This is a genomic window from Bacillus cereus group sp. N14, from assembly GCF_016483555.1.
In the GTDB taxonomy this organism is placed as follows: Bacteria; Bacillota; Bacilli; order Bacillales; family Bacillaceae_G; genus Bacillus_A; species Bacillus_A wiedmannii.
In genome coordinates, this window is the sequence record NZ_JAEHBQ010000012.1 from 1 (window position 1) to 19,378 (window position 19,378).

Consider the following 19,378-nt stretch of genomic DNA (forward strand, 5'->3'; position numbering starts at 1 on the left):
CCGAACACGGAAGTTAAGCTCTCTAGCGCCGATGGTAGTTGGGACCTTGTCCCTGTGAGAGTAGGACGTTGCCAGGCAAATGGAGGATTAGCTCAGCTGGGAGAGCACCTGCCTTACAAGCAGGGGGTCGGCGGTTCGATCCCGTCATCCTCCACCATTTAGCCGACTTAGCTCAATTGGTAGAGCAACTGACTTGTAATCAGTAGGTTGGGGGTTCAAGTCCTCTAGTCGGCACCAGAAAATCATGGCGGTTGTGGCGAAGTGGTTAACGCACCGGATTGTGGCTCCGGCATTCGTGGGTTCGATTCCCATCAGTCGCCCCATTTTTCTTTGAATAATTAATATGCGGGTGTGGCGGAATTGGCAGACGCACTAGACTTAGGATCTAGCGCCTTTGGCGTGGGGGTTCGACTCCCTTCACCCGCACTTTTAATAAAATAACTCAAACATGTCTTGCGGAAGTAGTTCAGTGGTAGAATACAACCTTGCCAAGGTTGGGGTCGCGGGTTCGAATCCCGTCTTCCGCTCCAATTTTCAATATGACATGCCGGGGTGGCGGAACAGGCAGACGCACAGGACTTAAAATCCTGCGGTGGGTGACCACCGTGCGGGTTCGACCCCCGCCCTCGGCACCATATGCGCCCGTAGCTCAATTGGATAGAGCGTTTGACTACGGATCAAGAGGTTAGGGGTTCGACTCCTCTCGGGCGCGCTTTTATTAACGGGAAGTGGCTCAGCTTGGTAGAGCACCTGGTTTGGGACCAGGGGGTCGCAGGTTCAAATCCTGTCTTCCCGATTTTCCAAAAACACGGGGCCTTAGCTCAGCTGGGAGAGCGCCTGCCTTGCACGCAGGAGGTCAGCGGTTCGATCCCGCTAGGCTCCACTTATTTTAATATCTTTTATGGCGGTGTAGCTCAGCTGGCTAGAGCGTACGGTTCATACCCGTGAGGTCGGGGGTTCGATCCCCTCCGCCGCTACCATAAAGGACCTTTAGCTCAGCTGGTTAGAGCAGACGGCTCATAACCGTCCGGTCGTAGGTTCGAGTCCTACAAGGTCCACCACTAAAGCTTTATATCTCGGAGGTATACCCAAGTTCGGCTGAAGGGATCGGTCTTGAAAACCGACAGGCGGCGAGAGTCGCGCGGGGGTTCGAATCCCTCTACCTCCTCCATTTTTTTAAAAAACATTATATTGTCGCGGGGTGGAGCAGCACGGTAGCTCGTCGGGCTCATAACCCGAAGGTCGCAGGTTCAAATCCTGTCCCCGCAACCAAATGGTCCCGTGGTGTAGTGGTTAACATGCCTGCCTGTCACGCAGGAGATCGCCGGTTCGACCCCGGTCGGGACCGCCATTTATGTTGGCTCGGTAGCTCAGTCGGTAGAGCAGAGGACTGAAAATCCTCGTGTCGGCGGTTCGATTCCGTCCCGAGCCACCATTTTTTTATGCCGACTTAGCTCAATTGGTAGAGCAACTGACTTGTAATCAGTAGGTTGGGGGTTCAAGTCCTCTAGTCGGCATCCTTTAGGGGCATAGTTTAAAGGTAGAACTGAGGTCTCCAAAACCTCCAGTGTGGGTTCGATTCCTACTGCCCCTGTAAAAGTGTATGGGCCTATAGCTCAGCTGGTTAGAGCGCACGCCTGATAAGCGTGAGGTCGATGGTTCGAGTCCATTTAGGCCCACCATATATTATTCCGCAGTAGCTCAGTGGTAGAGCTATCGGCTGTTAACCGATCGGTCGTAGGTTCGAGTCCTACCTGCGGAGCCATGGCCCGTTGGTCAAGTGGTTAAGACACCGCCCTTTCACGGCGGTAACACGGGTTCGAATCCCGTACGGGTCATAAAAAAAGAGTCAGCAATATGCTGGCTCTTTTTTATTTTGTGGAATCCTCCTTTATCAACTGATTTTCCTGAAATAAATAAAGGGATTTAGGAAAAGCTATGGTATGTATAAAAAGGAGGAGACAAAAATGACACGAGTGAGAGACTTTATGAGTACTCATGTTGTACATTGCACACCGCTAGACAATGTATATGAGGCTGCTGTAAAGATGAAAGAAGAATCGATTGGATTGATTCCAGTTGTTGAAAATGAGCAAGTTGTTGGGCTTGTTACGGACCGAGATTTAGTTGTTCGTGGGATTGCTGAGAAACATCCTGGATCTAATAAAATTACAAATGTAATGACAACAAACATTGTTTCAGTTTCTCCAGATGATTCTATTGAAAAAGCTACAGAGTTAATGGCACAGTATCAAATTAGACGATTACCAGTAGTTGAGGGTGGTCAACTCGTTGGGATGCTAGCACTAGGTGATTTAGCTATAAGAGAATTGGCAGATGATCAAGCGGGATTCGCTTTAAGTGAAATCTCGGAGCATACGGAATGAAGAGAGATTTTTATTAGTGGGATAAGTTACGTATAAAAATCAGATGCATTATTCTAGTATATATGGATTAAACTAATATGTTAGCATGATGTATCTGAGACATTATATAATAAATATATGGTTAGTAATTTCGACATTTTTTTTTGAATTTGTCATTCTTAATTTTTAATAAGAGAAAAAATGATATACTGATAGATATAAGCATTATGAAAGATTTCGAATATAACAATATTCATCGTTAATGATGTGATAATGGATTAATATTTCCTATGTAGACAAAAGGGAAGGGGAATTATATGAGGGCTGTACAGCGCGATCCAAATTGGAATTTGGTTACAGATACATATATAGAACCAAATAATTTCGCTGAATTATTTTCTTTGCTTGTACCTTGTCATCCAAAAGGCGAAGGGAAAGAACGAACTATATTAGTGTGGAAAGAAAAAGAATTTTATAAAGAAGAAAATTTAGCGGCATTTATCGTATATGGAATGGATAAAGTAAAGAATTTGCCGCAGTTTCATAAAGATGAAATTCCAACTCTAGTACGTATTCTTCGCTTATGCCAAGAGATTGGTTGGTATAAAGAAGCAAATACTTTTATGATAACTCAGGGACTTGCTGAGTTTGTTCACACTTCATTGGAATATGAAACGTGGGATCTTTTGACGCAAGCGGTTGCTTTAAACTATTTAATTATTAAATATCGTATTGGTGAATTGACTGATGGGGATGTAGAAATTTGGGATAGGGTTAAATTTAATGAGAAATGTATAACGGATTGTAAACATCTATTATCTCATAAAGAAGTATTAGAATTTACATTCTTTTATATGTGTAAGAGAGCTAAATTACTATCAAAAGAGCAATTAAATAGTGATATGATGAGCCTAGCGATGTATTGTAATACGTTTGTGTATGACTTATACACACATGACTTATTACGAAAATATCATAAGTGTACAGACTTCCTATCATATTATGGACCTAGTCAAGCGGTGTTAGCTTGTCAAAGAGCTGTACTTTCTCAAATTTCAGATCGATTAGACCCATTGAAAACTACTCATGTAGATGATTATTTATATGTAATGAAAGAAATGATGGAGCATATGACGATAGGAATAATGGATCGATATGATCATTTTATCGGGAAGTTATTATCATATGTGCCATTTTTCGAAATGATTCAAGTTCCACAACATGCATATTATTGTGAAGAATTGCTGTATATTTGTAAGGGCATTGAATATAAAGAAGAAATATTACGCAATTATATATTTATACAATTACATGATTGTTTACCATCATTCTTTAAACTATTTCTTAAAAATAAGCGTTATGCAACAATTCATGATATTCTGTTCTATTGGTGTGATGATGAACAAAGAATGAGCTTAGAGAAAAAATATAATCTTAGCTTTATTTATGAAAAATATGCTTGTGGATAAAAAGCATTTTCTATATAAAAAATTTATATAAATTAAAAAGGATCTCAAGTTTATGTGAGATCCTTTTTTTATTAGTAAAGCAAGGAGAACGCAATTAAGACGAGAAATAACATTCCATAAAGGAGAAATTGTGCCGTATTACTTCCTTGTATACCAAAAAAAGTATTTATTTTTGTGTATAAATTCAATATATATTTTAGCGGATTATCTTTGAAAGATCGGTACACAGTGTCTCCTCTTTCTAAGCTTTTTGTTCGTGTTTTTTGTTAGTAGGGACATGAATGTATCTAGCTATGAATAATAAAACAGCCATAAAGAATACAGGAAATACGGTAGATAAATAAAAACCAATACTAATAATATTTGTTATTAGGGCACTTAATAGAAAGATGGCATTATATATATGGGCAATTTTTTGTTTTAGTTGTACTTGAAAGGATTCCATCATAATTTCTAAAGCCACAAAAGCAATGATAATAGATAAAAATACAGTGTTTGTATTGTAAATGATTAAACAACAGATTAAACCTAAAAAGGCTAAATATTCAATTAAGAGAGGTATATTGATATTGCGTTGCATACAATTTACCTAACTAAATATGGCAGTGGGTTTACTGCATTTGTTTTTTCAAAATTCCATTCTCCATTGTGTAACTCAAAATGAAGATGTTGCCCGTATGAATGACCTGTGTTGCCCATATGACCTACTAATTGTCCAGCTTGTACTTGATCACCAGCTTGTACAGTGCGATCTTTCATGTGAGCATAGACTGTCGTATATAATTTCCCGTTTATTTGATGGGCGATGAACACAACATTGCCATAGCTAGCTGAATAATATGATTTCACAACTTTACCTGCAGCCGCCGCCTGGATAGAGACATTACCTTGAGCTGCAATATCTATACCATAATGCATTTGTTCCCAGCGTATATCAAAGGTTGAGCTAATTCTTCCTTGAGTAGGGAATTTGAAAACTGCTGGAATGGAAGTAGTTTGAGCCGTTTGAGCTTGTGATTGATTTTGCATCACATAATGTTTTGCTACGTATCCGTATCCTGTGCCAAAACGAATTTTATACCAAGTTCCTACAGTTTCCACTACTTGTATTTGTGTACCATTTTGTAATGAACCAAGTAGTGCACTACTTGTACTAGCGTTGCCACGTACATTAAGTTTAGGTGTTGCAACTGTGTATTTCGTATTATTTTGAACTGTGATGCCTTTTACTAAAGGTTGTGAACCATTAGACACGAATGCTTTTTGTACGTAACCTGTTTTGCCATTATGTAAAATTTTATACCACTCGCCTTGTTCTTCTTGAATGGTAACGAATTTTCCATTTGGTAATACATCTAAAATTGAAGATTCTAAATTAGGTTCAGAACGAACGTTTAATGCATTGGCATTAACGATGTATTGATTATTAGATTGGAGTTTGTTTTTTAGTAGAATAGCATCTTTTTGTACGTAACCTACTTTATTATTAACAGATACTTTATACCAGCCATTAGTTGTTTCAAGTATGTTTACTTTCGTATTAAAGCGAATTGTATCAATTGATGAGCTATTTGCGTTATCTTTTGTATGTAAGGCTACTTGATCGACTTTGACATATCCAGTTTTCACATTAGATAATTGTTCAGCGTTGGCTGTTTGTACATTTGTTTCTCCCATAGAAGGAAGTAAAGAGGCAATTGCGACAGTAGTTGCTGTTAAAGCAGTAGCTTTCATATTCATATAATAGAGACCTCCTCTAGTTGTATAGTTGTAATTTTATTATAGTATAAAGATATAATATAGTGGGTGTATTCACATAAATGTAATATGAAATCAATATAAAAATAAATTTTTTGAGGATAATGATTCCTTTTTATCCAATTAATTAGGATAATAATTTCTAACATAGAATATAAGTATTATATAGTTTTGTTATTTTGTTGACAATTGAGAAAATTAAAATAGTTGATGATGTCTTATTACGGTGTTATACTGACAGTGTTAATTTCATAGTTTGCTAGGAGAGCTGGTGTTGCCAGCTGAGAGTAGGCCGTAAGCCTTTGATCCTTTTCATTACCTGATCTAGATTATGCTAGCGTAGGGAAGCAATACGGACACTAATAATGAGTCCCCGTTTCTTTGCGTATAGAAACGGGGCTTTTTTGTTTGAAAATTTCATATTGAAACCACTAGGGGTGCTTGTTGTGCTGAGAGAGGAATAATCCTTAACCCTTACAGACCTGATCTAGGTAATACTAGCGAAGGGAAGTGGAGCAACGAATAAATTATAATTTTATTTGCTGTAACCACTTCTTATTTAGAAGTGGTTTTTTATTTAGATATATAAATTGAAAGGGGATAGCGAAATGAAATTTTGCGATAGATTATTAGAAACTGTACAACCAGTTTGGGAGATGAGTCATAATCATCCGTTTGTAGTAGGTATGGGAGATGGCACATTAGAAAAAGATAAGTTTCAGTATTATATTATTCAAGATTATTTATATTTGTTAGATTATGCAAAGCTATATGCGATTGGTGTTGTAAAAGCAACGAATCCACAAGTAATGGGGAAATTTGCTGAACAAATTGATGGCATATTAAATGGAGAAATGACGATCCATAAACAATATGCAAAAAGACTTGGTATTTCTATAGAGGAGATAGAATCTGCAAAACCATCTGCTAAAAATTTAGCTTATACAAATTACATGATGTCTGTATCTCAAAATGGCACACTTGCGGAATTAATAGCAGCACTTCTTCCATGTATGTGGAGCTACTGGGAAATTGGAAAGCGTTTAAACGATATTCCTGGAGCAAGAGATCATGAGTTCTTTGGTGAGTGGATTCAAGGATATAGTTCGGAAGAATACGGTAGCCTTTGTATTTGGTTAATCGATTTATTAAATGAAATGGCAGTTGGAAAGTCTGACAAAGAGCTAGATCGATTAGAGGAGATATTCCTATATTCCAGTCGATTTGAATATTTATTCTGGGATATGTCCTATCGTAAGGAGATGTGGGGATTTGAGGAGCAAGAACATACTACAGTTTCATAATGTTTCTTTTCATTATGATGAGAAACCAATCATCAATGAATTAAATGCTTCTATACAAGATAAAGAGTTTGTAAGTATTATTGGACCGAGTGGATGCGGCAAAAGTACTCTATTTCGCCTTATTACAGGTTTAGAAGAAGCAAGTACGGGACAGATAGAGCTGACAGAAATAAAGAGCCATCCTGTAGGGTATATGCCCCAAAAAGATATGCTCCTGCCATGGAGAACGATTATTGAGAATGCTGCCCTACCGCTAGAGTGCCAAGGTGTACAGAAGAAAGAAGCACAAATAAAGGCAAAGGAACTGTTACATAAATTTGGCTTACAAGGGTATGAGACAAAATATCCGAAAGATTTATCTGGTGGTATGAGACAACGCGTATCTTTTATTCGAACTTTATTAACAGGCGGGGAGATATTGTTGTTAGATGAACCGTTTAGCGCGTTGGACGCTTTAACGAAGGCATCTTTGCAAGAATGGCTGTTTGAACAATGGAAAGAGTGGGAAAAAACAATTTTATTTATCACTCATGATGTGGAAGAAGCGTTGTTTCTTTCTAATCGAATTTTAGTAGTAGAGCAGCAACCGATAACTACTTTAACCGAGAGGGTCGTACCACTTGATCGTAATCGAACAAGAAAAGATTTATATAAGCCTGAAGTGTTAGCGCTTAAAGATGAGCTTCTTAGTATGTTACAAAGGCAGGTACTCGTATGATGAACCGGTTGAAGGAGCTATTACCTGCCCTTACACTTACTAGTATTTTACTTGCCTTTTGGGAAGTAGGCGCAAGAATCGTAGACGAAATGTACATTTTACCGTCACCGTCTGCAATTGTGATGAAGATCTGGAAACTAAAAGATATATTATTTACGGTTCATTTGCCGGCAACCTTATACGTCGTTTTAATAGGGGTGGCTATTTCTATCGTACTTGGGGTAGGGCTAGCGATGTTAATGAATGCGAGTAATTGGATGGAGAGAGCATTTTATCCACTATTAGTTGCCTCACAAACGATTCCGATTACAGCGCTTGCTCCGCTCTTTGTTTTATGGTTTGGATATACGATCTGGAGTAAGGTTGTTGTTACTGTTTTAATTACGTTTTTCCCAATTGCGGTCAATACGTATGATGGACTACGCAGTACGAAAAAAGAATGGGAGGAGCTATTAGTTACGTATGGGGCAACGAAAAAAGATGTTTTTCTTAAATTAAAATTGCCGTCTGCTCTTCCTTATTTTTTCTCAGCTTTAAAAATTGCAGTTCCGCTTAGTGTAATTGGGGCAGCAATCGGTGAATGGCTCGGTGCACAAGCTGGGCTTGGATATTTCAGTAAAAGAATGATGACGCAGTTAGACGGAGCAGGTGTATTTGCACCCATTGTATTGTTATCATTATTAGCTATTTTCTTCGTCATACTTATCTCAGTATTAGAAAAGAAATTTATTAGTTGGAGGAAGTATTCATGAAATTTTTAAAACGCATCTTTGTGTTGACATTATTAGTTGCAATGATTACTGGATGTTCTAGTAATTCTGCATCAGATAAGAATAAAAAAGAAAAAGAAATAACGGTCATGCTTGATTGGTACCCAAATGCGGTACATAGCTTTATTTATGCGGCGATTGAAAAAGGCTACTTTAAAGAAGAAGGAGTAAAGGTGAATATTAAATTCCCTTCCAATCCGACTGACCCATTAACTTTAGCAGCTGCAGGAAAAGTAACGGTTGGCTTATATTATCAGCCAGACGTTGTCATGGCAAAAGCAAATGAACAAATTCCAGTGAAATCAATTGGAGCTATCGTACGTTCACCATTAAATCATGTTGTATCGCTGAAATCAGCAGGTATTCAATCGCCAAAAGATTTAGAGGGGAAAACAGTTGGCTATTCTGGAACACCTTTAAGTGAGATGTATTTAAAAACGATGGTAAAAGAAGCTGGTGGTAATCCAGATACAGTGAAAGTAGTCGATGTTGGCTTTGATTTAGTACCGGCACTAATTACGAAAAAAGTGGATGCGGTAACAGGGGCATATATTAACCATGAAGTACCTGTTATGCGTCATGAAGGTCATGAACCAGCATACTTTAATCCAGCTGATTACGGTGTACCAAACTATCATGAGCTTGTATTGGTAACAGGTGATAAAACGTTGAAAAAAGATAAAGAAGCGTTGCAAGCCTTCTTACGTGGTACGAAAAAAGGCTATGATTTCATGAAGAAAAATCCGGATGAAGCATTAAATATTTTATTAAATCATCAAGAAAAAGAAAACTTCCCGCTTGTACCAGAAGTTGAAAAAGAAAGTATGAAAATTTTATTAGAGAAGATGGAAACGAAAGATGAGCCATTCTTATCGGATTCAAAAGAGTCATGGGAGAAACAAAATAAATGGCTGAAAGATAAAGGAATGACGAAAGAAATCATTCCGGCTGAGGAATTATTCGAAAACATTTTAAAGTAGGCGAATGAATATGAAAAATGAGCTTCATGTAATCTCAAATGGTCACATGTCATTCGAAGAGTTAGTGAATGTAGCGATGCAAATTGAAAGTGAGATTGATTATTTGCATATTCGTGAACGTGAGAAAAGTACGAAGGAATTGTATGAAGGTGTGGAAAGTCTTTTGAAGAAAGGCTTTACGGCATCGAAAATAGTGATAAATGATCGAATTGATATTGCTATTTTATTAAACATTCCGCGCGTGCAGCTAGGATATCGAAGCGCAAATGTAAGGTCAGTGAAAGAAAAGTTTTCTTATTTGCATGTCGGTTATTCTGTGCATTCCTTAGAAGAGGCAATCGATGCATTTAAGAATGGAGCGGATTCACTCGTCTATGGTCATGTATTTCCGACAGATTGTAAAAAAGGTGTGCCAGCGAGAGGGCTTGAAGAAGTTTCAGACATTGCAAAGTGTTTATCCATACCGATTACAGCAATTGGAGGAATCACCACGGAAAACACCGGGGATGTTCTTACTAACGGTGTCAGTGGTATTGCTGTTATGTCTGGGATTATAAGTAGTAGTAATCCATATAGCAAAGCAAAATCTTATAAGGAATCAATAAGAAAGTGGGCGGAAAAACATGTGTAAGAAGTATGATGTAGCGATTATTGGCGGAGGTGTAATTGGTAGTTCAGTTGCACATTTTCTAGCAGAAAGAGGACATAAAGTAGCGATTGTAGAGAAGCAAAGAATTGCATCTGAAGCCTCGAAAGCAGCCGCTGGTTTACTTGGGGTTCAGGCAGAATGGGATGCGTATGACCCACTATTTGAACTTGCTAGAGAAAGCCGTGCTATATTTCCACAACTTGCAGAAGTTTTACGTGAAAAAACAGGCATCGATATTGGGTATGAAGAGAAAGGCATTTATCGCATTGCCCAAAATGAAGATGAGAAGGAAAGAATTCTTCACATTATGGATTGGCAGCAGAAAACAGGTGAAGATTCTTATTTTCTAACAGGCGACCTTTTACGAGAGAAAGAGCCGTTTCTATCTGAGTCAATTATAGGTGCTGTATATTATCCAAAAGACGGTCATGTTATTGCACCAGAGCTTACGAAAGCATTCGCACATTCCGCGTCATTCTCGGGTGCTGATATATATGAACAGACAGAAGTGTTTGATATTCGTATTGAAAATAATAAAGTGACTGGGATTGTTACAGGCGAAGGTATTATCGCGTGCGAGAAGGTTGTGATTGCGGGTGGTTCATGGAGCACGAAGTTACTAGGTTATTTTCACCGCGAATGGGGTACATATCCAGTTAAAGGAGAAGTAGTAGCGGTAAGAAGTAGAAAACCACTTTTAAAGGCGCCTATTTTCCAAGAAAGATTTTACATTGCCCCAAAGCGTGGTGGACGTTACGTAATTGGAGCAACGATGAAGCCTCATACGTTTAATAAAACAGTGCAACCAGAAAGTATTACTTCTATATTAGAGCGTGCTTATACAATATTGCCAGCTTTAAAAGAAGCAGAGTGGGAAAGCACATGGGCAGGATTAAGGCCACAATCAAATCATGAAGCTCCTTATATGGGAGAGCATGAAGAAATAAAAGGTTTATATGCTTGTACTGGACATTATCGAAATGGCATTTTATTAAGCCCGGTTTCTGGTCAGTATATGGCTGATTTAATAGAAGGAAAGCAGGAGAATCACTTGCTAGATTCATTGCTTTCTAAACCGGTTTAGAAAGGGGATGGAAGTTTGAATTTAAAAATTAATGGTAATCAAATGGAAGTGCCAGAGAGTGTAAAAACAGTGGCTGAGCTACTTACACATTTAGAGTTAGATAACAGAATTGTAGTAGTAGAGCGTAATAAAGATATTTTACAAAAAGATGATCATACAGATACATCTGTTTTTGATGGAGACCAAATTGAGATTGTAACTTTCGTAGGAGGCGGTTGATTATGTTAAACATTGGACCATTTTCATTTCATTCTAGACTTTTATTAGGAACAGGGAAATTCCCTGATTTTGATGTACAGCAAAAGGCAATTGATGTATCTGAGGCTGAGGTTTTAACGTTCGCAGTACGTCGTATGGATATATTTGATGCAAAGCAGCCTAATTTATTAGAGAAACTTGATGTGAAAAAATATAAGTTATTACCGAATACAGCTGGAGCAAAAAATGCTGAAGAAGCTGTTCGTATTGCAAAATTAGCAAAAGCTTCGGGGCTTTGCGATATGATCAAAGTAGAAGTTATTGGTGATGATAGAACGTTATTACCTGATCCAGTAGAAACGTTAAAGGCATCTGAAATGTTACTAGAGGAAGGATTTATCGTTCTTCCGTATACATCTGATGATGTTGTATTAGCACGTAAATTACAAGAACTAGGTGTGCATGCAATTATGCCAGGAGCATCACCAATCGGTTCAGGGCTTGGTATTGTAAATCCATTAAATTTAAGTTTCATTATTGAACAAGCGACAGTGCCAGTTATCGTTGACGCTGGTATCGGTAGCCCAGCTGATGCGGCATTTGCGATGGAATTAGGAGCGGATGGTGTGTTATTAAATACGGCTGTATCGGGAGCAAAAGATCCAATAAAAATGGCACAAGCAATGAAATTAAGTATTGAAGCAGGACGATTAGGATTTGAAGCGGGGCGTATTGCACGTAAACGTTGTGCAACAGCAAGCAGTCCTTTAGAAGGAATGAGCGTAGTTGAATAATCGATATTCTCGCCAAGAATTATTTTCTCCAATTGGAGAAGATGGGCAACGAAAGATAAGAGAAAAGCATGTACTCATTATCGGTGCAGGTGCATTAGGTAGTGCAAATGCAGAGATGTTTGTAAGAGCAGGTGTTGGCACAGTAACGATTGTTGACCGAGATTATGTCGATTGGAGTAATTTACAAAGGCAACAATTGTACGCAGAGAGTGATGTAGAAAATAATCTTCCGAAGGCTGTAGCGGCAAAAAAACGTCTAGCAGAGATCAATCGTGAAGTAAGAGTAGAGGCTCTCGTTCAAGATGTAACAGCTGAGGAATTAGAAGAGCTTGTTACAAACGTAGATGTAATGATTGATGCAACTGATAATTTCGAAACACGTTTTATTGTGAATGATATAGCGCAAAAACATTCTATTCCATGGATTTACGGAGCATGTGTAGGGAGTTACGGCCTTTCTTACACAATTCTCCCTAGTAAAACGCCATGTTTATCTTGTTTATTACAATCGATTCCGCTTGGCGGGGCGACATGTGATACAGCGGGCATTATATCACCTGCTGTATCTCTCGTCGTTTCTCATCAAGTAACGGAAGCTCTTAAATTGTTAGTGGAAGATTATGAATCACTTCGAGATGGACTTGTGTCGTTTGATGTGTGGAAGAATGAATATTCATGTATGAATGTGCAAAAGCTTCGTAAGCATAATTGTCCTTCGTGCGGAGAGAGTGCGATATACCCGTATTTAAATAAAGAAAACACATCGAAAACAGCAGTTTTATGCGGGAGAAATACAGTTCAAATTAGGCCACCTCATAAAGAAGAAATGGATTTTGAACGATACAAAGAGCTGCTGAAAGATCGCGTAAATGATTTAAATGTAAATCCATATTTATTATCATTTTCAGTTGAAGAAAAGAGATTAGTTGCTTTCAAAGATGGACGTGTACTCGTACATGGAACGAAAGATATAAGCGAAGCAAAAACAATTTATCATCGCTATTTTGGATAGAAAAGGATGAGTGGGATGAAAGTAAATAAAGCTTTAACAATTGCAGGATCTGATAGTGGAGGCGGTGCCGGCATTCAAGCAGATTTAAAAACATTCCAAGAGCTTGGTGTGTATGGGATGACGGCTATTACGGCAATTACTGCTCAAAATACGCTGGGCGTTCAAGGGGTATATCCAGTTCCGTTAGAAGGTATTACGGAACAGCTGAATTCAATTGGTACGGATTTAACACCAGATGCTGTGAAACTAGGAATGTTATTTAGCAGTGAAATTATTCAAATTGTAGCAGAACATATTAATAAATTTGGGTGGAATAATATTGTACTAGATCCTGTTATGATTGCTAAGGGCGGTGCATCATTATTACAACAAGAAGCAGTACAAGCATTAAAGGAATATTTATTACCAGTAGCAACAGTTGTAACGCCGAATGTTCCTGAAGCAGAAGTGTTAACTGGGATGGAAATTCATAATGTTGAAGATAGTAAGGAAGCTGCGAAAGTACTGCATGAATTAGGTGCGAAATACGTACTTATGAAGGGCGGCCATGCAGAGTATCAAGGTAATGAAGTAATTGATTTACTCTTTGATGGGAAAACGTTTATCGAATTTAGAAGTGAACGAATTCCTTCAAAGCAAACGCACGGAAGCGGGTGTACATTTGCTTCAGCGGTTACAGCAGGACTTGCGAAAGGATACTCGATTGAACAGGCAGTTCAAGAAGCTAAACGATTTATTAGTATAGCAATTGAAGAGCCTTTGAATATTGGAAGTGGTCATGGGCCGACGAATCATTTTGCATATAAAGTGAATAAAACGCGTGTATAAGTAAGGGGAAAGTCAGTTTTGTAACTGGCTTTTTTTCTGTTTACTTTTTCCAATTACAGGAGTAATATATCAGCCGGAATACATTTTTTGTAATACGCTGAGTCCAATTGTATGGAGCGGAGGAACCAATTTGTGCATTGTCACTCGGGGTGAATCTTTCAATTTTGAAAGTAGGGCTACTCTCAAAGTCCGAATCCGACAGCTAACTTCGTAAGCGTCTTGAGAGGGGACGGTGCCATGATGGATACATCACTTCATCGATCTGATTAGTATAGGAGAATATCAATCTATGTTTGAGTTCTTTTATGCTAAGGAGGATGAGGTACATGGAACTAACACTTATTTGTGTTGGAGGAGAAAGTAAGGTAAATAGTTTAAGAGATTTAGTTGCATTTCAACATGAGTTAATTATTTTTACAGCAAATGAAGAGATAGCGGCTGAAGTTAGGGATTGTGGGTTTGATTGGACTTATAGCTGTAGTAAGGCGCAAGATTTTACTAGTATTTGTGAGTGTATTAAGAAGGTGATTTTACTAGGGGATGAGCTTCCAATCATTAGTTTCTTCACAGAACACATTCGCTATTCTGTTCAAGCACCTATTACTGTTGTTACAAGGAATAAACGATATCCAGCGAGGCTCTATGAAACAATTGGAGCTACATTTGTTGTGTTTACGAATTGTGATAATATTTCTTTTTTATTTTTTGAATAGGGCGGAGGAGAAGAAGATGAAAGTGTTGTTACTAGGAGATATAGCGAACCGTTGGGCGGTATCAGTAGAGCGAGTTCAAGAATTGATCCAGATTGATCCTCTGTTTCCACGGCCATATATTATATTACCATCAAAGGATAATTTATATTTAGAGACGGATATTAACGAATATGAACAGTTACATGTAGAATTAGCACAAGTTTATATTCGTGGGAGAAATTTACGTACTTTTTTACGAGGAGAATAAATAGTGAATGAAAAAGAGCGAATGCTGAGTGCAACAAGCTATGCACTTCATGTCATTCGCTCTTTTTATTTCGTATTTAAAAGGTTATTTCTGTGAAAAAGAAAGAAAAGACGAGAAAACAGATGAAATCATATTAATAACACTCAATGTAAGCGTTTAAATAGATGGATATTTTCTTATTTTCAGTAATTTCCCTCTTTACAAGTTAAATATAGAGGAGTATATTTACTCTCATAAATCATTCATAAAATTTCCAAAAAAACCTAAAATCGCTGAGTTCCAGAAATGGAGCGGGGGAACCAATTTTGTGCATCGTCACTTGGGGTGAATCTTTCAGTTTTGAAAGTAGGGCTACTCTTTAGGCCCGAATCCGACAGCTAACCTCGTAAGCGTTTAGAGAGGAGGTTTACTTTGTGTTGTTCATTTCGAACACTAAGTAGAGCTTAGTGTTCTTTTTTTGATAATTTAATGGTAAATTTTTACAGGAAAGAGGAGTGGCTATGTTAGATGTTGTAATGATCGGGATTTTTGTTGTGTTAGTCGCATCGATGGTAAGTCTTGCAAGTTGGTCAGATAAAGTTGTGAAAGAAGGGAAGCAATCATGACGGTTGCCTTATCAGTTATTGTTGCAGCAATTACGGTGTACTTAGTGTATGCATTATTAAATCCAGAAAAGTTTTAATTAGGGGGAATCATTCATTATGATTTGGGTCGCAGTTGTTATTACCATGCTGTTGTTTATTCTTGTGGCAAAGCCAATGGGGATTTATTTAGAGAAAGCCTTTCAAGGTAGTAAAAAGTTAGATAAAGTATTCGGGCCTTTTGAAAAACTTATTTTTAAAATTACGGGTGTAAAAGAATACAATCAAACGTGGAAACAGTACGCATTGTCATTAGTTTTATTAAATGGATTTATGATTGTTGTCGTATATTTCATTTTCAGACTACAAGGAGTATTGCCATTAAATCCAGCACACATTGAAGGGATGGAGCCTACGCTTGCTTTTAATACAGCAATTAGTTTTATGGCTGATACAAACTTACAGCATTATAGCGGTGAAAATGGTTTATCTTATTTATCACAATTAATCGGAATTACATTTTTAATGTTTGCAGCACCAGCAACGACGTTAGCACTTGTAATGGCGTTTATAAGAGGGCTTGCTGGGAAGGAACTCGGTAACTTTTTCGTTGATTTTACGAGAGCACTAACGAGAGTATTTCTTCCTATCGCATTTATTGCGGCACTAGTCTTTGTCGCACTTGGTGTACCACAAACGTTAGACGGGGCCGTTACAGCACAAACAATCGATGGGGCAAAGCAAAGTATATTACGTGGGCCTGTTGCATCATTCGTGTCCATTAAGGAACTCGGAAATAACGGCGGTGGATTTTTCGGAGCAAACTCTACACATCCTTTTGAAAATCCAGGACAAATGAGTAATATTTTGCAAATGATGCTTATGATGCTATTGCCAACAGCACTTCCATTTACGTACGGACGAATGGTAGGGAATAAAAAACAAGGTCGTATCCTTTTCGTATCACTATTTATGGTGTTTTTACTTGGATTTATAACGATTACGACATCGGAATTACATGGAAATCCAGCGTTAAATGGAATGGGTATCGAACATGTACAAGGAAGTACAGAAGGAAAAGAAGTCCGATTTGGAACAGTATTTTCTTCTCTTTATGCGACTGTAACGACAGCTGCTGAAACAGGGGCTGTTAATACGATGCATGATACATTAACACCAATTGGCGGTCTAGTTCCACTCGTAAATATGATGTTAAACACAGTATATGGCGGTGTTGGAGCAGGTTTTGTAAACATTATTATGTATGCCATTATTGCAGTATTTATATCTGGCTTAATGGTTGGACGGACACCGGAGTTTTTAGGTAAGAAAATTGAAGGTAAGGAAATGAAATTAATTGCGGTAACGATTTTATTCCATCCATTGCTTATTTTAGGATTTTCAGCATTAGCTCTTTCAACAAGTTTAGGAACAGATGCTATCTCACATTCCGGTTTCCACGGTTTAACGCAAGTTGTATATGAATACACATCGTCAGCTGCGAATAACGGATCTGGATTTGAAGGTTTAGCAGATAATACACCGTTTTGGAATATTACAACTGGTTTAGTTATGTTTTTAGGACGCTATTTCAGTTTAATTACGATGTTAGCTGTGGCAGCTTCATTGAAAGAGAAGACGGTAGTACCAGAAACAGTCGGAACGTTCCGTACAGATAATGGTTTATTTGGTGGCATCTTCATCGGAACGATTGTAATTGTCGGTGCGTTAACATTCTTCCCGATGTTAGTACTTGGCCCAATTGCAGAATTTCTTACATTGAAGTAATGGAGGGTAAATGATGAGACCGGTAGTAGTAAAAGAAAAACAAGTAAATCAGTCACAAATACATGCTATAGAAGATGAGGTTAGACAAGCGAAAACGATGGATCGTGATATCGTAACACATGCGATGAAACAATCTTTTGCGAAATTGAATCCGAAAGTCATGATAAAGAATCCGATTATGTTCGTTGTGGAAATTGGATTTATCATTACGTTCATTTTATCGTTTCTTCCAAGTAGTGCTAGTAGTGTACCAGGGTGGTTTAATATAACAGTTTCTCTCATTCTCTTATTTACAGTTTTATTTGCTAACTTTGCAGAGGCGTTAGCAGAAGGGCGGGGGAAAGCGCAAGCCGATTCTTTAAAACAGTCGAAGAAAGATGTGTTTGCAAATGTGGTGAAAGAAAATGGGGACATTGTTCAAGTTTCAGCAACTGATTTGAGAAAAGGTGACGTTGTTATTGTAAAGCAAGGTGAGATGATCCCAAGTGATGGTGAAGTAATGAAAGGGTTAGCTTCTGTAGATGAATCTGCGATTACAGGTGAATCAGCTCCTGTAATAAAAGAAGCGGGCGGTGATTTTTGTTCCGTAACAGGCGGAACGATGGTCGTAAGTGATGAGATTACAATTGTCATTACGAGTAATCCTGGTGAATCATTTATTGATAAAATGATTTCGTTAGTAGAAGGCGCTGCTCGTCAAAAAACGCCGAATGAAATTGCTTTAAATACAGTATTAACGAGCTTAACGCTTATTTTCTTAATCGTTGTTGTGACGTTGCCGATCTTTACAAACTATTTAGGGTTTCAAATTGATACAGCTGTACTTGTCGCATTGTTAGTTTGTTTAATTCCAACGACAATTGGTGGGTTGTTATCAGCAATTGGTATTGCTGGGATGGACCGGGTGACAAAGTTCAATGTGTTAGCGATGTCGGGTAAAGCAGTAGAAGCTGCAGGTGATATTAATACAATTATTTTAGATAAAACAGGTACGATTACTTTCGGGAACCGAATGGCACATACATTACTTCCTGTAGGAAATGAAACGATTGAGCAAGTAGGAAAATGGGCTGCGATTAGTTCAGTTTTAGATGAAACACCAGAAGGTCGATCAGTTATAGAATATGTAAAAACGAAGTCTATATCATATAATCGAGAAATTGCAGAACAAGGTGAATTTGTTCCATTTAAAGCAGAAACGAGAATGAGTGGTGTTGATTTACAGGACGGAACGAAAGTGAGGAAAGGTGCTGTAGGTAGCGTTATTGAATGGGTTCAGTCACAAGGTGGAACGATTCCGAAAGATGTAAATCAAAAAGCAGATTTCATTTCAAAAGAGGGCGGGACACCACTTGTAGTTGCAGTGGATAATCGTATTTACGGTTTAATTTATTTAAAGGATACAGTAAAACCTGGTATGCGTGAGCGTTTTGAACAATTGCGTCAAATGGGGATTAAAACAGTTATGTGTACAGGCGATAACCCATTAACAGCAGCGACAATTGCAAAAGAAGCAGGGGTAGATGAATTCGTTGCTGAGTGTAAACCAGAAGATAAAATTGCGGTTATTAAAGCAGAGCAAGATAAAGGGAAACTTGTAGCGATGACAGGTGATGGTACAAATGATGCGCCGGCACTAGCGCAGGCTGACGTTGGATTAGCAATGAATAGTGGTACGACAGCTGCGAAAGAAGCAGCGAATATGATTGATTTAGATTCGAACCCGACAAAAATTATTGAGGTTGTAGGAATCGGTAAGCAATTGTTAATGACGCGTGGTGCGTTAACGACGTTTAGTATTGCGAATGATATCGCAAAATATTTTGCAATCATTCCAGCGATGTTTACACTTGCGATTCCGCAAATGGAAGCATTAAACATTATGAAACTAACATCACCACTGTCAGCGATTTTATCAGCACTAATATTTAATGCTGTTATTATTCCGTTACTCATTCCGTTAGCGATGAAAGGTATTGCATATAAACCGATGAGTTCGAATGCACTACTTGGCCGAAACCTATTTATTTATGGGCTTGGCGGAGTTATTGTACCGTTCATTGGAATTAAAGTAATCGATATAATTGTCGGCTTGTTTATATAAGGAAGAGGGGAAAAA

Annotated in this window: 20 protein-coding genes, 20 tRNA genes, 1 rRNA gene and 4 riboswitches; of the genes, 39 read left to right on the forward strand and 2 right to left on the reverse strand. The window is 38.2% G+C overall.

From position 1 onward, the window contains the following. The 23 genes from rrf to JDS82_RS17445 all read left to right on the forward strand — a co-directional run. Positions 1-77: ribosomal RNA gene (rrf, locus tag JDS82_RS30380) — 5S ribosomal RNA — on the forward strand; the annotation flags it as partial. A gap of 4 nt (positions 78-81) precedes the next feature. Continuing rightward, positions 82-157: transfer RNA gene (locus tag JDS82_RS17340), tRNA-Val, on the forward strand. Between the two features lie 4 nt (positions 158-161). After that, positions 162-237, forward strand: a tRNA-Thr gene (locus tag JDS82_RS17345). Positions 238-247: 10 nt separating this feature from the next. Next, positions 248-323, forward strand: a tRNA-His gene (locus JDS82_RS17350). Positions 324-345: 22 nt separating this feature from the next. Next, positions 346-426 (forward strand) — tRNA-Leu (locus JDS82_RS17355). Between the two features lie 29 nt (positions 427-455). Beyond that, positions 456-530 (forward strand) — tRNA-Gly (locus JDS82_RS17360). A 16-nt stretch (positions 531-546) separates the two neighbouring features. Beyond that, positions 547-635, forward strand: a tRNA-Leu gene (locus tag JDS82_RS17365). A 3-nt stretch (positions 636-638) separates the two neighbouring features. Continuing rightward, positions 639-712: transfer RNA gene (locus JDS82_RS17370), tRNA-Arg, on the forward strand. Positions 713-722: 10 nt separating this feature from the next. After that, positions 723-796: transfer RNA gene (locus JDS82_RS17375), tRNA-Pro, on the forward strand. Between the two features lie 14 nt (positions 797-810). Next, positions 811-883: transfer RNA gene (locus tag JDS82_RS17380), tRNA-Ala, on the forward strand. 20 nt (positions 884-903) lie between these two features. Further along, positions 904-980: transfer RNA gene (locus tag JDS82_RS17385), tRNA-Met, on the forward strand. A 4-nt stretch (positions 981-984) separates the two neighbouring features. Further along, positions 985-1,061: transfer RNA gene (locus tag JDS82_RS17390), tRNA-Ile, on the forward strand. A 17-nt stretch (positions 1,062-1,078) separates the two neighbouring features. Then, a tRNA-Ser gene (locus tag JDS82_RS17395) sits at positions 1,079-1,171 on the forward strand. A gap of 24 nt (positions 1,172-1,195) precedes the next feature. Beyond that, a tRNA-Met gene (locus JDS82_RS17400) sits at positions 1,196-1,272 on the forward strand. Between the two features lie 3 nt (positions 1,273-1,275). Then, positions 1,276-1,351: transfer RNA gene (locus JDS82_RS17405), tRNA-Asp, on the forward strand. 8 nt (positions 1,352-1,359) lie between these two features. After that, a tRNA-Phe gene (locus JDS82_RS17410) sits at positions 1,360-1,435 on the forward strand. Positions 1,436-1,444: 9 nt separating this feature from the next. After that, positions 1,445-1,517: transfer RNA gene (locus tag JDS82_RS17415), tRNA-Thr, on the forward strand. 6 nt (positions 1,518-1,523) lie between these two features. After that, positions 1,524-1,594, forward strand: a tRNA-Trp gene (locus JDS82_RS17420). A gap of 11 nt (positions 1,595-1,605) precedes the next feature. Then, positions 1,606-1,682: transfer RNA gene (locus tag JDS82_RS17425), tRNA-Ile, on the forward strand. An 8-nt stretch (positions 1,683-1,690) separates the two neighbouring features. After that, positions 1,691-1,765 (forward strand) — tRNA-Asn (locus tag JDS82_RS17430). A 1-nt stretch (position 1,766) separates the two neighbouring features. Continuing rightward, positions 1,767-1,838: transfer RNA gene (locus JDS82_RS17435), tRNA-Glu, on the forward strand. Between the two features lie 129 nt (positions 1,839-1,967). Further along, positions 1,968-2,387, forward strand: a complete 420-nt coding sequence (locus JDS82_RS17440) for a CBS domain-containing protein (RefSeq protein WP_000199000.1) — start codon at positions 1,968-1,970, stop codon at positions 2,385-2,387. A 296-nt stretch (positions 2,388-2,683) separates the two neighbouring features. Next, positions 2,684-3,835, forward strand: a complete 1,152-nt coding sequence (locus tag JDS82_RS17445) for a DUF3965 domain-containing protein (RefSeq protein WP_199713639.1) — start codon at positions 2,684-2,686, stop codon at positions 3,833-3,835. 241 nt (positions 3,836-4,076) lie between these two features. Here the strand turns inward: JDS82_RS17445 and JDS82_RS17450 are convergent, their stop codons facing one another. Both JDS82_RS17450 and JDS82_RS17455 read right to left on the reverse strand, forming a co-directional pair. Continuing rightward, positions 4,077-4,415, reverse strand: a complete 339-nt coding sequence (locus tag JDS82_RS17450; RefSeq protein WP_001189485.1) for a hypothetical protein — start codon at positions 4,413-4,415, stop codon at positions 4,077-4,079. Positions 4,416-4,420: 5 nt separating this feature from the next. Further along, positions 4,421-5,575 carry an SH3 domain-containing protein gene (locus JDS82_RS17455; protein ID WP_048545817.1) on the reverse strand — a complete coding sequence of 385 codons (1,155 nt, stop codon included), beginning with the start codon at positions 5,573-5,575 and terminating at the stop codon, positions 4,421-4,423. 269 nt (positions 5,576-5,844) lie between these two features. After that, positions 5,845-5,956: riboswitch (TPP riboswitch) on the forward strand. Positions 5,957-6,016: 60 nt separating this feature from the next. Beyond that, positions 6,017-6,119, forward strand: a riboswitch (TPP riboswitch). A gap of 82 nt (positions 6,120-6,201) precedes the next feature. Here JDS82_RS17455 and tenA point away from each other — a divergent pair. The 16 genes from tenA (at position 6,202) to kdpB (ending at position 19,363) form a co-directional block, all read left to right on the forward strand. After that, complete coding sequence (gene tenA, locus JDS82_RS17460) at positions 6,202-6,897, forward strand: thiaminase II (protein ID WP_000666832.1); 696 nt, start codon at positions 6,202-6,204, stop codon at positions 6,895-6,897. After that, a complete protein-coding gene (locus tag JDS82_RS17465; RefSeq protein ID WP_001256802.1) occupies positions 6,866-7,615 on the forward strand; it encodes an ABC transporter ATP-binding protein in 750 nt (249 codons plus the stop codon). Before tenA ends, JDS82_RS17465 begins: the two co-directional genes overlap by 32 nt. Further along, positions 7,615-8,367 (forward strand): ABC transporter permease, encoded by a 753-nt coding sequence (locus JDS82_RS17470; RefSeq protein WP_199713685.1) that lies wholly within the window; start codon positions 7,615-7,617, stop codon positions 8,365-8,367. Before JDS82_RS17465 ends, JDS82_RS17470 begins: the two co-directional genes overlap by 1 nt. Further along, positions 8,364-9,365 (forward strand): ABC transporter substrate-binding protein, encoded by a 1,002-nt coding sequence (locus JDS82_RS17475; protein WP_000670445.1) that lies wholly within the window; start codon positions 8,364-8,366, stop codon positions 9,363-9,365. Before JDS82_RS17470 ends, JDS82_RS17475 begins: the two co-directional genes overlap by 4 nt. A gap of 10 nt (positions 9,366-9,375) precedes the next feature. After that, complete coding sequence (gene tenI, locus JDS82_RS17480; RefSeq protein ID WP_000787184.1) at positions 9,376-9,996, forward strand: thiazole tautomerase TenI; 621 nt, start codon at positions 9,376-9,378, stop codon at positions 9,994-9,996. Then, positions 9,989-11,098: a glycine oxidase ThiO gene (gene thiO / locus JDS82_RS17485; protein ID WP_000335192.1), complete on the forward strand. Its 1,110-nt coding sequence runs from the start codon at positions 9,989-9,991 to the stop codon at positions 11,096-11,098. Before tenI ends, thiO begins: the two co-directional genes overlap by 8 nt. Positions 11,099-11,113: 15 nt before the next feature. Further along, complete coding sequence (gene thiS, locus JDS82_RS17490) at positions 11,114-11,317, forward strand: sulfur carrier protein ThiS (RefSeq protein WP_001049512.1); 204 nt, start codon at positions 11,114-11,116, stop codon at positions 11,315-11,317. Between the two features lie 2 nt (positions 11,318-11,319). Next, the gene (gene thiG / locus JDS82_RS17495) at positions 11,320-12,090 is read left to right on the forward strand and encodes a thiazole synthase (protein WP_000931990.1); all 771 of its coding nucleotides are present in this window, start codon (positions 11,320-11,322) and stop codon (positions 12,088-12,090) included. Continuing rightward, positions 12,083-13,102, forward strand: a complete 1,020-nt coding sequence (thiF, locus tag JDS82_RS17500) for a thiazole biosynthesis adenylyltransferase ThiF (protein ID WP_001065412.1) — start codon at positions 12,083-12,085, stop codon at positions 13,100-13,102. Before thiG ends, thiF begins: the two co-directional genes overlap by 8 nt. Before the next feature lie 6 nt (positions 13,103-13,108). Continuing rightward, entirely contained in the window at positions 13,109-13,930 is an 822-nt protein-coding gene (gene thiD / locus JDS82_RS17505) for a bifunctional hydroxymethylpyrimidine kinase/phosphomethylpyrimidine kinase (RefSeq protein WP_098058483.1), read from the forward strand. A gap of 85 nt (positions 13,931-14,015) precedes the next feature. Beyond that, positions 14,016-14,163: riboswitch (cyclic di-AMP (ydaO/yuaA leader) on the forward strand. Between the two features lie 93 nt (positions 14,164-14,256). Next, positions 14,257-14,643 carry a hypothetical protein gene (locus JDS82_RS17510; RefSeq protein WP_142950451.1) on the forward strand — a complete coding sequence of 129 codons (387 nt, stop codon included), beginning with the start codon at positions 14,257-14,259 and terminating at the stop codon, positions 14,641-14,643. A gap of 16 nt (positions 14,644-14,659) precedes the next feature. Continuing rightward, positions 14,660-14,890 (forward strand): hypothetical protein, encoded by a 231-nt coding sequence (locus tag JDS82_RS17515; protein ID WP_048562512.1) that lies wholly within the window; start codon positions 14,660-14,662, stop codon positions 14,888-14,890. A 260-nt stretch (positions 14,891-15,150) separates the two neighbouring features. Further along, positions 15,151-15,296, forward strand: a riboswitch (cyclic di-AMP (ydaO/yuaA leader). 94 nt (positions 15,297-15,390) lie between these two features. Further along, on the forward strand, positions 15,391-15,495 hold the full coding sequence (locus JDS82_RS17520) for a SipW-dependent-type signal peptide-containing protein (RefSeq protein WP_000887892.1): 105 nt from the start codon (positions 15,391-15,393) through the stop codon (positions 15,493-15,495). Further along, positions 15,492-15,572, forward strand: coding sequence for a K(+)-transporting ATPase subunit F (kdpF, locus tag JDS82_RS17525; RefSeq protein ID WP_000214976.1), 81 nt, complete (start codon positions 15,492-15,494; stop codon positions 15,570-15,572). Before JDS82_RS17520 ends, kdpF begins: the two co-directional genes overlap by 4 nt. Before the next feature lie 19 nt (positions 15,573-15,591). Then, positions 15,592-17,259 carry a potassium-transporting ATPase subunit KdpA gene (gene kdpA, locus JDS82_RS17530; protein ID WP_199713640.1) on the forward strand — a complete coding sequence of 556 codons (1,668 nt, stop codon included), beginning with the start codon at positions 15,592-15,594 and terminating at the stop codon, positions 17,257-17,259. Between the two features lie 13 nt (positions 17,260-17,272). Continuing rightward, positions 17,273-19,363: a potassium-transporting ATPase subunit KdpB gene (kdpB, locus tag JDS82_RS17535; protein ID WP_048567163.1), complete on the forward strand. Its 2,091-nt coding sequence runs from the start codon at positions 17,273-17,275 to the stop codon at positions 19,361-19,363. Positions 19,364-19,378: the final 15 nt, after the last annotated feature.

Coding starts and splice junctions, on each gene's coding strand:
- JDS82_RS17440 (WP_000199000.1), top strand. CDS start 1,968: ATGACACGAGTGAGAGACTTTATGAGTACTCATGTTGTACATTGCACA.
- JDS82_RS17445 (WP_199713639.1), top strand. CDS start 2,684: ATGAGGGCTGTACAGCGCGATCCAAATTGGAATTTGGTTACAGATACA.
- JDS82_RS17450 (WP_001189485.1), bottom strand. CDS start 4,415: ATGCAACGCAATATCAATATACCTCTCTTAATTGAATATTTAGCCTTT.
- JDS82_RS17455 (WP_048545817.1), bottom strand. CDS start 5,575: ATGAATATGAAAGCTACTGCTTTAACAGCAACTACTGTCGCAATTGCC.
- tenA (WP_000666832.1), top strand. CDS start 6,202: ATGAAATTTTGCGATAGATTATTAGAAACTGTACAACCAGTTTGGGAG.
- JDS82_RS17470 (WP_199713685.1), top strand. CDS start 7,615: ATGAACCGGTTGAAGGAGCTATTACCTGCCCTTACACTTACTAGTATT.
- JDS82_RS17475 (WP_000670445.1), top strand. CDS start 8,364: ATGAAATTTTTAAAACGCATCTTTGTGTTGACATTATTAGTTGCAATG.
- tenI (WP_000787184.1), top strand. CDS start 9,376: ATGAAAAATGAGCTTCATGTAATCTCAAATGGTCACATGTCATTCGAA.
- thiO (WP_000335192.1), top strand. CDS start 9,989: ATGTGTAAGAAGTATGATGTAGCGATTATTGGCGGAGGTGTAATTGGT.
- thiG (WP_000931990.1), top strand. CDS start 11,320: ATGTTAAACATTGGACCATTTTCATTTCATTCTAGACTTTTATTAGGA.
- thiD (WP_098058483.1), top strand. CDS start 13,109: ATGAGTGGGATGAAAGTAAATAAAGCTTTAACAATTGCAGGATCTGAT.
- JDS82_RS17510 (WP_142950451.1), top strand. CDS start 14,257: ATGGAACTAACACTTATTTGTGTTGGAGGAGAAAGTAAGGTAAATAGT.
- JDS82_RS17515 (WP_048562512.1), top strand. CDS start 14,660: ATGAAAGTGTTGTTACTAGGAGATATAGCGAACCGTTGGGCGGTATCA.
- JDS82_RS17520 (WP_000887892.1), top strand. CDS start 15,391: ATGTTAGATGTTGTAATGATCGGGATTTTTGTTGTGTTAGTCGCATCG.
- kdpF (WP_000214976.1), top strand. CDS start 15,492: ATGACGGTTGCCTTATCAGTTATTGTTGCAGCAATTACGGTGTACTTA.
- kdpA (WP_199713640.1), top strand. CDS start 15,592: ATGATTTGGGTCGCAGTTGTTATTACCATGCTGTTGTTTATTCTTGTG.
- kdpB (WP_048567163.1), top strand. CDS start 17,273: ATGAGACCGGTAGTAGTAAAAGAAAAACAAGTAAATCAGTCACAAATA.